The 14345-nt window shown below is 44.1% G+C and carries 4 protein-coding genes and 1 pseudogene; all 5 read right to left on the reverse strand.

The window, feature by feature from the left end:
- Positions 1–5 precede the first annotated feature (5 nt).
- Complete coding sequence (gene secY2, locus NFR56_RS02825) at positions 6–1223, reverse strand: accessory Sec system protein translocase subunit SecY2 (RefSeq protein ID WP_045759956.1); 1218 nt, start codon at positions 1221–1223, stop codon at positions 6–8.
- A gap of 224 nt (positions 1224–1447) precedes the next feature.
- Positions 1448–2452, reverse strand: coding sequence for a sugar transferase (locus tag NFR56_RS02830; RefSeq protein WP_251457540.1), 1005 nt, complete (start codon positions 2450–2452; stop codon positions 1448–1450).
- Positions 2364–2567, reverse strand: a complete 204-nt coding sequence (locus NFR56_RS02835) for a hypothetical protein (RefSeq protein ID WP_251457555.1) — start codon at positions 2565–2567, stop codon at positions 2364–2366. The genes NFR56_RS02830 and NFR56_RS02835 overlap by 89 nt, the downstream gene beginning before the upstream one ends.
- A 72-nt stretch (positions 2568–2639) precedes the next feature.
- Positions 2640–8459: an accessory Sec-dependent serine-rich glycoprotein adhesin gene (locus NFR56_RS02840; protein WP_251457543.1), complete on the reverse strand. Its 5820-nt coding sequence runs from the start codon at positions 8457–8459 to the stop codon at positions 2640–2642.
- 197 nt (positions 8460–8656) lie between these two features.
- Positions 8657–14332: pseudogene (locus tag NFR56_RS02845) on the reverse strand (LPXTG cell wall anchor domain-containing protein); the annotation flags it as partial.
- Positions 14333–14345 lie beyond the last annotated feature (13 nt).

Genomic DNA, 14345 nt, shown 5'->3' on the forward strand with positions numbered 1-14345 from the left:
TACTCCTAGAATATTCTTGTATAACGTTGATTCACACGAAGGGCACGAATTTCTTCTCGGATATTGTAAATCATCCCGACAAACATGAGGAAGGTTCCTGGAATCATGGTCAAGCGCAAGAGATCTTTATCCCATAACAAGAGAGAAAAAGGAAGCGCCGTGAAAAGGATCAGATACAGGGTACCAAAAACCGTCAAACGTAGCACAATTTTATTGATATAGCGACGTGTATCTGCTCCAGGATAGACATGATCGATATACTCGGAAGCCTTCATCATCTTATCTGCAATTTCTTCTCCATTCACATTGACAAAGGCGAAAGCAAAAGAGAGAAGGGCGATCATCAGAATGTAAAGAAGGATCCAAATCGGATCTCCCATCACCAAGTGTTTGGCTAAACGAGCAGCCCACTTGGCATTGGAATCCATTGACAAGATCAAGAGCATGGCATACTGAGGAATGGACACCAAGGTCATGGCGTACATGAAGGGCATCCCTCCTGCCGGGTTGAGCTTGATATCCAAAAAAGTATAACTTTTTAAGTTGTTGTGGATCCCTAATTTATTGACAGGAATCTGGTACTTGGAATATTCCACCAAGACTGCCACATAGACAAAAATCAAGATGAAAATCACGCCCAGAACATAAGCGATTTCTGGGATATTATTGACATTTGAAAGGGTCTGCATCACGTCTTCTGGCAGATACATAACCATCCCAGCCATCATGATCACAACAGAACTTCCAAGCCCCAAAGCGGCATTTAGATCGGAGAGCCAAACTAAAAAGAAGGCTCCGGCCACCATAATCATGGTATTGACCGCAATGACAAGTCCGGGGTTCAACCCTGTCTTCAAGGGGAGATACATGGCCACTGCCAAAGACTGGACGATGGCGAGCGCCAAGGTCACGTACATCTTTCGCCGCTCCACTATCTCCGTGCTGGTTTTTTCAAGGTTAAAGCGTTTTGAAACGGTAAACATCCGCCACAAAATCATGGAAGACATCCATGGGGATAGACCGATCGAAAAGATCGACATTCCGCGGAGATTCCCCCCCATCACAGCGCTTGAGAGCTGCAAGCCTGTTGTCGTTCCCTCATTGAGTCTCAAGGCCTTTGATAAGTCAACAAAAGGCAGGGAAATTTTACTTCCCAAAACATAAATAAAGACGAAAAATATCGTCCAACAAAATCTCTTTCCTACTTCAGATCGTTTTAACATTTCTTTTAAACTTTCTCTTACTCATTTTGACTCTTCCACCAGGGAAACAGCCTTAAAATATGTGCCTTTAGAGCATTTTATCTCAACTTATTTTACCATAATTTGCGACTTTTCCAAACTCATTTGTCACTAATATTTGATAATATTTCAATTTCCCCATTTGGTACCGTATTCAACAAAAAATCCTTCAGATATTTATCTGAAGAATCTTGTTTACTTGGATATTATTCACCTAAAGCCATGATGGTATCGACAAATAATTTCTTTGTAAAATAGCCATTGCGGATCAAATAAGAAGTATATTGAGCCTTTCGGACCATTTGAGCATACTCTTCTTCTGTACAGTCTTGGACCAAACGATTGGCTTCTTCAAGACTGGAGGCTACAAAGCCGAGCCCTTTTTCTCGAATATAGTCTGCATTTGACAAATAGTCTGGCACTACTACTGGAAGACCAGCAGATAGATAAGTCGATAGTTTGTAGGAAATATTTTCTTTGTAGTAATCCCGCTCATCCTCAGGATTCTCAGAATTTCCCCAGACAAGCCCAAAACCACCCTTGGAAAGCTCGAGAAGCAACTCTTGCTTAGTCCGCCAGCCTTCCATATGGATCTTAGAATAATCGACTCCTTCAACTGGTTCGGTATAGACATGAAGGGGTGTCTCATATTTCCAATCGATGATATGTGGGAAACGTGAAGGATTTCCTGAGAAGATCAGTTTTTTCTCAAAATGCGGAGTGTAAAGATCCAAACTGTGGGTCAAATCCCACAACTTTTGGACCACATATTTTTTCACTGTGAGCCCTTCTGATACTAGACGATGGTACATTTGCTCTGACGGAACAACGACCAGATCACTCTGATTGTACATGTCGATATAGTTAGGCATTAGGTAATAATTGCTCTCAAACATGAGTGGTGGAACATCATGGATAAACATGACCAGCTTGGTTTGAAGGAGTTTTAACTTATCAACCAAACGGCGGTCCCACTCAATTCCATTCCAAGAAGGAGATTGAACGAAGACAATATCCCCAAAAGCAACGCCCGCTAAAATCCCATCCATTCGCGAGTTCAATTCGCTAGCTGGTTCATTGCTATGATCATAAAAGTAGATCCCTAATTCATTAACCCCAAGTTCACGAACGACATTCATAATATCGTTTTGTGCCATCAGGGCAACACTTTTCGAAGATTGCCCAAATAAATTTGTAAAATGGATTTTCATCTCTTTCCTCTGACTCTTCTTTTTTAATCCCATATTTTCTGAAGATATGAGGGCAAACAGAGCTTTTCACAAAGTAACCTTTTTCATATCCTTCAACGAAAACTTCCTCATTCATTATAACATATTTCCCAACTTCTTAGACATTCTAGATCAATAAAAGACCGGCTCATTCCGGTCTTTTAAGGTTTTATTTGCCATCTTTTTTCCGAATTCCTAAAAGGGCTAATCCAGACAGAAGAATGGAAGCTCCTGCAGCAAGAATATTAGATGAAGAATGGGCACCTGTCTCTGGAAGAGCAGGTCCGGAAGAGTGCGTCGCAGTTAGTGAGCTTGCATCTGATGGAGATTCTGAGTAAGAGGTGCCAAACGAAGACACGACAGACTCCGAAGAACTTGTCACAGCAGAGAAACTTGACGCATAAGACACACTGATCCATTCAGAAATTTCCTGCGATAAGGATTGACTCTCTGTTGATGATGCGCTTATAGAATCTGAAACACTCGTCAAAGGAAATTCAGATACTGGCATGGACGTTGAAGCCGATTCGCTTGCTGAAAGGAGCGAAGTTGATTGGCTATAGGAGTCTGATTTTGAAACAGATGTTGATGCTAGAGATTCTGAATAGGATGTCCATTGTGAAGCAGATAGACTCTCAGAAACTGATCGAGAGAACGATCCAGACTCTGAAACCTGCGATGCAGCTACAACATGAGAAGTTGAGGCAGATTGGCTTGTGGAGACAGAGGCTTGAACTAATGAATCTGATTGGCTTGCAGAAACGGACCTGCTGGCCGATAAGGATTCCTTAATCAACGACTCTGATTGACTGGCAGATACCGACGTTTGAACCAAAGATTCGGATCGACTAGTTGAGATCGACTCTTGGACCAACGACTCTGATTGACTCGATGAAACGGATTCCTGAAGCAACGAGTCTGATTCACTTGCTAAAACGGATGCTTGGACTAACAAGTCTGATTGACTCGATGAAATCGACTCTTGAACTAGCGAATCTGACTGGCTGGCAGATACAGATTCCTGAACTAGCGAATCGGATTGACTCGCTGAAATCGACTCTTGAACTAGCGACTCTGACTGGCTGGCCGATACAGATTCCTGAAGCAACGATTCTGATTCACTTGCTGAAACGGATGCTTGGACTAACGAGTCTGATTGACTAGCTGAAACGGATGCTTGTACCAAGGATTCAGATTGACTTGCTGAAACGGATTCTTGAATCAGCGAGTCTGACTGACTGGCAGATACTGAGGTCTGAACCAAGGATTCGGATTGACTCATTGAAACAGATTCAGACAGCTTTTTGCTCATCGAAATAGATTGCGACAAGGAAATCAGTTGAGAAACCACTTCTTCCGATCCAACCGCCGATGTTGACTGCGATTGAGACATAGAAATGGATCTAGACGCTAAATTAGATAAGGATACCGACTGACTCAACCAAACAGATTTCGAGGCTTTTTCAGACTCACTCTTAGATGCCGATTCAGAAGCTACTTTTGATTGCGATTCTGATTGACTGGCTGAGACTGATGCTTGTACCAACGACTCCGACTGGCTCGCAGAAACGGACGCTTGTACCAACGAGTCTGATTGACTGACAGAAACAGATTCTTTAATCAACAATTCAGACTGGCTTGCAGAAACTGATTCTCGAACCTGTGATTCGGATTGACTTGCAGAGATCGAAGCTTGAACTTGTGATTCTGACTGACTCACTGAAACTGAGGCTTGAACCTGCGAGTCGGATTCACTAGCTGAAACAGACTCTCGCACTAACGAGTCCGATTGACTCAATGATGTTGATCGCAAATCAGTCGATACTTGCGATTCCGACTGACTCATTGAATCAGAACGAGAAAAGGACATAGATTCTGTATTTTGAGACTTAGATTCGACATCAGAAGTAGATTGTGATTGACTCACTGAAACGGATGCTTGTACCAACGACTCTGATTGACTGGCAGATACAGATGCCTGAACCTGCGAGTCTGATTGACTAGCTGAAACTGATTCTTGAACCAATGAATTTGATTCACTTGCCGAAACCGAGGCTTGTACCAACGAGTCAGATTGACTTGCTGAAACAGATTCTTGAACCAAAGACTCGGATTGGCTTGCCGATACAGATGCCTGAACCATCGAGTCTGATTGACTTGCAGATACAGATGCCTGAACCATCGAGTCTGATTGACTCGCAGATACAGATGCCTGAACCAAGGACTCAGATTGACTTGCTGAAACGGATTCTTGTACTAACGACTCTGACTGACTCGCGGAAACTGATTTTTGTACCAACGACTCGGATTGGCTCGCAGAAACTGACTCTTGAACCAACGAGTCTAACTGACTTGCAGAAACTGATTCTTGAACCAGTGACTCTGACTGACTGGCAGAAACTGATGCTTGAATCAACGACTCAGACTGGCTGGCTGAAACGGATTCTGACAGCTTTTTGCTCATCGAAATAGATTGTGACAAGGAAATCAGTTGAGAAACCACTTCCTCCGATCCAACCGCCGATGTTGACTGCGATTGAGACACAGAAATTGATCTAGATGCTAAATTAGATAAGGATACCGACTGACTCAACGAAACAGATTTCGAGGCTTTTTCAGACTCACTCTTAGATGCTGATGCTGCTTTTGATTGTGAGTCGGATTGACTCGCTGATACAGATTCTTTAATCAATGACTCTGATTGACTCGCTGAAATCGACTCTTGAACCAGCGACTCCGATTGGCTTGAAGAAACTGATTCTTGAACCAAGGAATCAGACTGGCTGGCAGAAACGGATTCCTGAAGCAACGACTCTGACTGACTGGCAGAAACTGAGGCTTGAACCAACGAGTCGGATTGACTTGCCGATACAGATGCCTGAACCAACGACTCAGACTGGCTGGCTGAAACCGAGACTTGAACCAAGGAGTTTGATTGACTGGCAGATACTGACTCCTTAATCAATGACTCTGACTGACTTGCAGAAACCGACGCTTGAACTAACGACTCTGACCGGCTAGCTGAAACGGACGTTTGATCCAACGAGTCTGATTGACTCGCTGATACGGATTCCTGAAGCAACGACTCAGACTGACTGGCGGAAACGGATTCCTGAAGCAAGGAATCTGACTGGCTGGCTGATACTGACTCCTTAATCAATGACTCTGACTGACTTGCAGAAACCGACTCTTGGACCAGCGATTCCGATTGGCTGGCTGAAACGGACGCTTGTACCAAGGATTCTGATTGGCTAGACGATACAGATGCCTGAACCAGCGAGTCTGATTGACTGGCTGAAACGGAGGCTTGTACCAAGGATTCTGACTGGCTGGCAGATACGGAGGCTTGTACCAATGAATCTGACTGACTTGCTGATACGGATTCCTGAACCAAGGATTCTGATTGACTTGCCGATACAGATTCCTGAACCAACGAGTCTGATTGGCTGGCTGAAACGGACTCTTGAATCAACGACTCGGACTGACTTGTGGAGATCGATTCTTGAACCAACGAGTTGGATTCACTTGTCGAGACAGATTGTGACAAGGAAATCGAGGTTGAAACCTGTGAATCTGATTGACTGGCGGAGCTAGATGCTTGTGACAAGGAAACGGACTCACTGACCGAAACAGATTGAGAAGATGAAATGGATTCTGAAACTAGTGACTCTGAAGTTGAAATCGAGAAGTTTTGAGATTGTGAAGTAGATTCTGACGGTGTCATCTTCCGATAGTAATAATTCACACTCGTTAAGGGGTATGAATCTACTATTTTTTTGATCGTTTGTTTGAAGTTGGAAAAACCATCTGCTCCTTGAGGTGTTGCATCTTCTCCAACGACCATGGTCGTATTTTTATCGAGGTAGGCCGATTTTGGAAGTTCCGTGAATGGTTTTGGAACAGTATATTCTATTCCTGTTTTCTCATCAGTGTATGTAACTGTCTCCTTACTAGAGAACCAACCTGTAATATCCAACTCAAAATGTTGGTAATCTATTCGTTTTGGTGTAACATTCAGGAAATAATCCTTGTTTTTACTTTCAACTTTACGAGTTCCACCTAAATCTGAAAGGTTATCCGTACTATCTTGTTTAAATTCTTTTTCATAAACAAGTGTATATACATCGGTTACCTTAGCATTTCCTACATCACCACTACTAACATCATGGATTTTAGAAGGATCTAAAACATAGTAGCGAAGAGAATAATCACCATTTTGATTAAGGGTGACAACTTCACTTTTAATGAAATGCTCACGCGCATCCCCTAATAGTTCAATTCTTGATTTCCCATTCTTACTATTATCGAACACCCCACTTTTACGATTCGGGAACACGGTGTGCGCTGGGACCTGTACATAACCAGGAAATTCGCGTGGATTGGAAGCTGTATAATGCTGGCCTTCCAATCCGTAGATTCTATACTCTAGTAAGGATCTTTCTTTCCCCGTTGGTTCATATTGCCCATTAAACCATCTACCATTCGGGTCCACTTCTCTATAGAAGGTCGATTGTTGTCCCATCATAGATGGAATTTTGATACTAGGATACGTCCTAATCAATTGCCCTTGATTCTCAGGCGTCATGACATCATAAATACTCCGGAATAAGAAAGCCTGTTCCGGAATAAAATTCGTCAGCATTCCAAAGGTCCCATTACCTGTAGAAGGTTCCGAATTAAAAACCTTGTTCCCAAAGGGAGCCTGACCAATCAGTACTTCTTTTGGTAATTGAATATCTTGGCCATATCCTTTTGGAGATACAGTTTGTGAAAAAATTTCAGCCCCATCTGATTTTCGGACAATGCGGAAATAAACATCCATTGCCTTATGCTTTTCCGGATCTATCTCACTGATATCAATCGACATAGTCGCATAGTAACCAAGTGACTCTCCTTGTTTATTCACAAAGTCCCAAATACCAAATGTATAACGATTGGTGTAGGGTTCACCTAAAAAATTTTTCAACTCTTCAGGCGAAAATCTTAAGAGATCTTTATCTAGATGAGGATCCTTAGCATATCCTGGTGTGTCAAGTGTAGGATCTTCTACACTCGCACCATTGGGATCTTCTGGGTTCGGGGTCATATCCAATGCATCATCAGCCAAGTATGTTTCCTCAGCTAGAGGAGCCAACTGAGCAGAGATCGCAGGTTTCCCATCTATATTCGTATTTCCCACAAAACCTGCAGCTGTCAAGGTCGTCATCATCTCATCGACAGCTTTCTCCAAACGATCGCGCTGGTCAGCATAAGCTTGCGCACTGGCATTGGTGTGGATCAAGTTATTGCTTGCAGCCACTTCAGCCTGCACTTTGTTAATGACAGCTTCGACCACTGCTCGGCGATCAGTGTCCGTCATTTTAGATGCGTAATTCCCTGCAATTTCTTGAAGCAATTCAGCTTCAGAGGTATTTTGTTCCAAAACAACGGCTTCTTCTAAACTAGTCGGCTCTTCAACAACTACCTCTGACTCTAGAGCTTGAGCAGACTCACTAAGTGCCGTTGATAATGCAGTTGATCCAACTTCGCTCAAGGACAAAGAAGTAGATTCACTGATCGAAGTAGATACACTCACAGATGTAGAAAGGCTAGTTGATCCTGAAACAGAGCTGGATTCTGAAGACTGGGTAGAGGTATTTCCTAAGACCACACTATCCACTTCTGCCAAGGTTTCCTCTTTTGTCTCAGAAACCGTTGGTGCAAGTGATGTTGCATCCTCCGCCTTAGCTGTCGTAGCAAGCACAGCACCACCAAAAACAGTCCCTACCGTAATCAAACCTTTTAAGAAGGCTTGGTTATGCTTTTGATTTTCTATTTGATCTTGCTGCACGTTGGCAATGATGGTCTCCTCCACTTGCCCACGCACCACGCGAAAGAGGCCTAGGGCAGCCGTTGATGCCCGAAGCCAATTTTTTCCTGATTTAATTAATTTGAAGCGTACGACACGATCTGTTTCACGAAAGTTTCCTTTTGAACGCTTAAATTGCATGATATTCCCCTTACATTGTAGTCATTATTCATTATACAGGAATACTACGTAGATTCAAGTAATTTGCTACAAAAAACTTATATATTATCGTTTAATTTTCAAATTTTTTTGTAACACATTAAAAACACTTCATTCTACTAGTAAAAAAGTGAATCTCCTATGAGATTCACTCGAAAAAAATGATATTTCCTACTAGATCAGTTCCCCTTCTTTTTACGTCGGGTAAGTCCAGCAATTCCAGCTAACCCTGTAACTACTCCGAGAAGAGCTGATGTTACAGATCCTGTTTCGCCAGTATTTGGAAGCACCACAGACTGGCTGTGTTTTTGTGATCCACTTGCTGATTCTGATGCAGACAATGACTCTGAATGAGAAATTGATTGGCTCATTGAGTCAGAGTATGATCCGCTACCAGATGTTGATCCTGATTGTGATTGACTCACTGAAACTGAAGTACTTACTGATGTTGAAGTTGATTCAGGGGCAGAGGTACTCAATGATGCTGACTCAGATGCAGAGACTGATGTCGAAACTGAAACCGAAGTAGAGACTGACCGGCTTTCAGATACTGAACTGCTCAACGATGCTGACAATGATTCAGATGTCGAGATTGATTCAGACGTTGATGCTGATTCTGATGTTAAAACCGATTCAGACACTGACACTGATTCTGATGCTGATACCGATTCAGACGTTGACACTGACTCAGATGCAGATGCTGATTCGGACGTAGACGCCGACTCTGATGTCGAAACTGAAACTGAAGTAGATGCCGATTCTGATGCAGACACTGACTCAGAGGTAGAAACTGATACTGACTCGGACGCAGATGCTGACTCAGAGGTAGAAACTGACTCGGACGTTGATGCTGATTCAGACGCTGAAACTGACTCAGAGGTTGAGACCGATTCAGAAGTTGAAACTGATTCAGACGTTGAGACTGACTCTGACGTCGAGACTGACTCTGACGTCGATACCGATTCAGACACTGAGACTGATTCGGATGTTGACACTGATTCAGATGTAGATACTGATTCAGACGTTGAAACTGATTCAGACGTTGAAACTGATTCAGACGTTGAAACTGATTCAGACGTTGAAACTGATTCAGATGTAGATACTGATTCTGAGGCTGATACTGATTCAGACGTTGAAACTGATTCTGAAGTAGATACCGATTCAGATGCTGAAACTGACTCTGACGCTGACACTGATTCGGACGTTGAAACTGATTCAGACGTCGATGAAGATTCAGACGTTGAAACTGATTCGGATGCTGAGACCGACTCAGAGGTTGAGACTGATTCGGATGCTGAGACCGACTCAGAGGTTGAGACTGATTCGGATGTTGATACTGACTCAGACGCTGACACTGATTCGGACGTTGAAACTGACTCCGATGTCGATGCTGACTCAGATACAGATACTGACATCGAAACTGAAACCGAAGTAGAGACTGACTGGCTTTCTGATACTGAATTGCTCAACGATGCTGACAATGATTCTGATGTCGAGATTGATTCAGACGTTGAAAGTGATTCAGAAGTAGACACTGATTCAGACGTTGAGGCTGATTCAGACGCAGAAGTTGATTCCGATGTTGAAACCGACTCAGAGGCTGACAATGATTCAGAGACTGAAACTGACTCAGATGTTGAGACTGAAACTGAAGAAGAAACTGACTGACTTTCTGATACTGAAGTGCTCAACGATGCTGACAATGATTCTGATGTCGAGATTGATTCTGATACAGAAACCGATTCAGACGTTGAAACTGATTCGGACTCTGAGACTGATTCTGAAGCAGAGGCTGATTCGGACGTTGAGACTGACTCGGATGTCAACACCGATTCAGACGTTGACACTGATTCAGAAGCTGATTCAGAAGCAGATGCTGACTCGGATGTTGATGCCGATTCAGAGGTTGAGACTGATTCTGATGTAGAGGCCGACTCAGAGGCTGATGCTGACTCAGATACAGAAACTGATTCAGAGGTAGACACCGATTCAGAGATTGACACTGATTCGGATACAGAAACCGATTCAGAGGTAGAAACTGATTCTGATGCAGATGCTGATTCAGAGGTAGAAAATGATTCAGATACAGACACTGATTCTGACGCTGAGACTGACTCGGATGCCGATACCGACTCAGACGTTGATGCTGATTCAGAAGTAGACACTGATTCAGATACAGAAACCGATTCAGAGGTTGATGCTGATTCGGATGTTGAAACTGACTCAGACGCAGATGCTGATTCTGATGTTGATACTGATTCAGACGCTGATACCGACTCAGACGTTGAGACTGATTCTGATGCCGATACTGACTCGGACGCTGAGACTGATTCAGAGGTTGATGCTGACTCAGATGTAGATACTGATTCTGATGTAGATACTGATTCAGAGGCTGATGCTGACTCTGATGCAGACACTGATTCAGATACAGAAACCGATTCGGACGTAGACAATGATTCAGACGTTGATGCTGACTCGGATGCAGATGCTGACTCGGATGTTGAGACCGATTCAGAGGTTGATGCTGATTCTAATGTTGATACTGATTCAGACGCTGATACCGACTCAGACGTTGAGACTGATTCTGATGCCGATACTGACTCGGACGCTGAGACTGATTCAGAGGTTGATACTGATTCAGAGGCTGATGCTGACTCAGACATGGACAATGACTCTGATGCAGACACTGATTCGGATGTCGATGCTGATTCAGATGCAGACACTGATTCAGATGTAGATACAGATTCTGAGGCTGATACTGATTCAGACGTTGAAACTGATTCAGATACAGAAGCCGACTCAGAGGTCGACACTGATTCAGACGTTGAAACTGACTCTGACGCGGACAATGACTCGAATGTCGATACTGATTCAGAGGTTGATGCTGATTCAGAAGTAGACACTGATTCAGATACAGAAACCGACTCAGAGGTCGATACTGATTCGGATGTCGACGCTGACTCTGAGGTTGAAACTGACTCTGAAACTGACTCTGAAACTGACTCTGAAGCCGATACTGATTCAGACGTTGAAACTGACTCGGACGTTGACAATGATTCTGACGCTGATACCGACTCAGAGGTCGAGACTGATTCGGACGTTGAAACTGATTCAGATACAGAAACCGACTCGGATGTCGACACTGATTCAGATGTTGATGCTGACTCAGAAGTTGACGCTGACTCAGAAGTTGACGCTGACTCGGACGCAGAGGCTGATTCTGACATCGAAACCGACTCTGATGTCGAAACTGACACTGAAGCAGAGACTGACTGACTTTCAGATACTGAGGTGCTCAACGATGCTGACAATGATTCAGAGGTCGAGATTGATTCTGACGTTGAGACTGACTCAGAGGTAGAAACTGATTTAGAAGTAGACACTGATTCAGACGCTGATACTGACTCGGATGCAGAGGCTGATTCAGATGTTGACACCAACTCAGATGTTGACACCGACTCAGACGTTGATACTGATTCAGATGTTGATGCTGACTCGGACGTTGACACCGATTCTGAGGTTGACGCTGACTCAGACGTCGATGCCGACTCAGACGTTGACACTGATTCAGACGTTGACACTGATTCTGAAGTAGAGGCTGATTCAGACACAGATGCTGACTCAGACGTTGAGACTGATTCTGAAGTTGACGTTGACGCTGATACTGACTCAGAGGTAGATACAGATTCGGACGTTGATACCGACTCAGAGGCTGAAACTGACTCAGATGCTGAGACTGACTCAGACGTTGACACTGATTCAGACGCTGACAATGATTCAGATGTCGAGATTGATTCAGACGTAGAGACTGATTCGGATGTTGATACTGATTCGGATGTAGATGCAGATTCGGACGTCGATACCGATTCAGACGTTGATACAGATTCTGATGTAGATGCTGACTCGGATGTTGAGACTGATTCAGATGTTGAAACTGATTCGGACGTTGAGACAGACTCAGAGGTCGATGCTGACTCCGATGTTGAGGCTGACTCTGATGTAGACACTGATTCAGATGTCGATACCGACTCAGACGTTGACGCTGACTCTGATGTAGATACCGACTCAGACGTCGATACCGATTCAGACGTCGATACCGATTCTGACGCTGAAACTGACTCAGACGCTGAAACTGATTCGGACGATGACACTGATTCGGACGATGACGCCGACTCTGACGTTGATACTGATACAGATTCTGATGTAGATGCAGATTCTGAGGTTGATACTGATTCAGATGTTGAGACTGATTCTGAGGCTGAAACTGACTCAGAGGTAGATACCGACTCTGAGGTTGAAATTGACTCAGACGTAGATACAGATTCAGAGACTGAAACTGACTCAGAGGTCGAAACTGATTCTGAGGCTGAGACTGACTCGGATGTCGAAACTGATTCTGATGCTGAGACTGACTCTGATGTAGAAACCGATTCGGACGTCGATACTGACTCGGACGCAGATGCTGACTCGGATGTTGAAACTGATTCAGACGCTGACAATGACTCAGACGCCGAGACTGATTCTGACGTAGAAACCGATTCAGAGGTAGACACTGATTCTGAGGTTGATTCAGACTCTGATGTCGAAACTGATTCTGATGCTGAGACTGACTCGGACGTTGACACAGATTCTGAAGTTGATACTGATTCAGATGCTGAAACCGATTCGGATGTTGATACTGATTCTGATGTAGATGCTGACTCGGACGCTGAGACCGATTCAGAGGTTGATGCTGATTCAGAGGTTGATGCTGATTCTGAGGCTGAAACTGACTCAGAGGCTGATACTGATTCAGATACAGAAACAGACTCGGAAGTCGATACTGATTTGGAAGTCGACACCGACTCAGACGTTGAAACCGACACCGAAGTAGAGGTTGATTGACTCTCCAATACGGAAGTGCTCAACGATGCTGATTTTCTAGCGGACTCACTCAAAGATACTGATGCAGACTCAGACTGCGATTGACTCACTGATTTTGAAGCCGACTCGCGAGTCGATTGACTTAGTGACTCTGATACCGACTGTGAAAGCGATGCTGATGCTGACTGACTCACTGAAACAGAGGCGCTCGTTGAAGCGGATGTCGAACTTGAGACAGACTGGCTAACCACTTTGGATACACTTGCTGATACCGAAGCAGACTGCAAGCCACTGACACTTGCGGATGCTGATTCCGAAACTTTCACAGATTCAGATTTTCTTGTCGATACAGATTGACTCGTTGAAGCGGATTGAGATTGAGAAACCTCCTTGCTCAACGATTGACTGCGAGATAAACTAGCTTGAGCTGAGACACTTGCAGAAGCTGATTGGCTTAGTGAAGCTGACAAACTTTGTGAGCGAACCGAGCTCAGTGACTGGCTCAATGAAACGCTCTGCTGAGCCGATACGCTCTGTGATTGCTTCGCACTTAAGGACTGACTGATCGATTGCGAAGTCTTCGTAGATGCACTCTGACTGTTTGATACAGACTGGCTGTGATCACTATCTGACAATTTCACAGCTACAACATTGGTCGTACTATCTTTATAAGTAATGGTGACTGTACCATCACTATTAACCGTATAGGACTTAATCCGGTTGGCCACCTCTGGGTTGACTGCCGATACAGCTGCAATCACCTTGCTCTTATCTGCATCTGTCAATGCAGTTAGACTCGTCACCTGAATAGTGCTTGTCGGCGCCACACCTGGCGTACGATCAGCGAGACGCCCTTGGGTAATCCGAATCTCACCCAAACCGTTTGGACGGTTCATATTGGAGGCATTGTCAATAGCCGCGACGTTGCGTTGCCATGTATTTCGGTAGGTATGGTAAAGGTCATCCTTCAAATGAATGGTCGTTGTGATGGTTGCAGGGTTCGCA

It is taken from the genome of Streptococcus caecimuris (assembly GCF_943193075.1).
Lineage (GTDB): Bacteria > Bacillota > Bacilli > Lactobacillales > Streptococcaceae > Streptococcus > Streptococcus caecimuris.

Coding starts and splice junctions, on each gene's coding strand:
- secY2 (WP_045759956.1), bottom strand. CDS start 1,223: ATGTTAAAACGATCTGAAGTAGGAAAGAGATTTTGTTGGACGATATTT.
- NFR56_RS02830 (WP_251457540.1), bottom strand. CDS start 2,452: ATGAAAATCCATTTTACAAATTTATTTGGGCAATCTTCGAAAAGTGTT.
- NFR56_RS02835 (WP_251457555.1), bottom strand. CDS start 2,567: ATGAATGAGGAAGTTTTCGTTGAAGGATATGAAAAAGGTTACTTTGTG.
- NFR56_RS02840 (WP_251457543.1), bottom strand. CDS start 8,459: ATGCAATTTAAGCGTTCAAAAGGAAACTTTCGTGAAACAGATCGTGTC.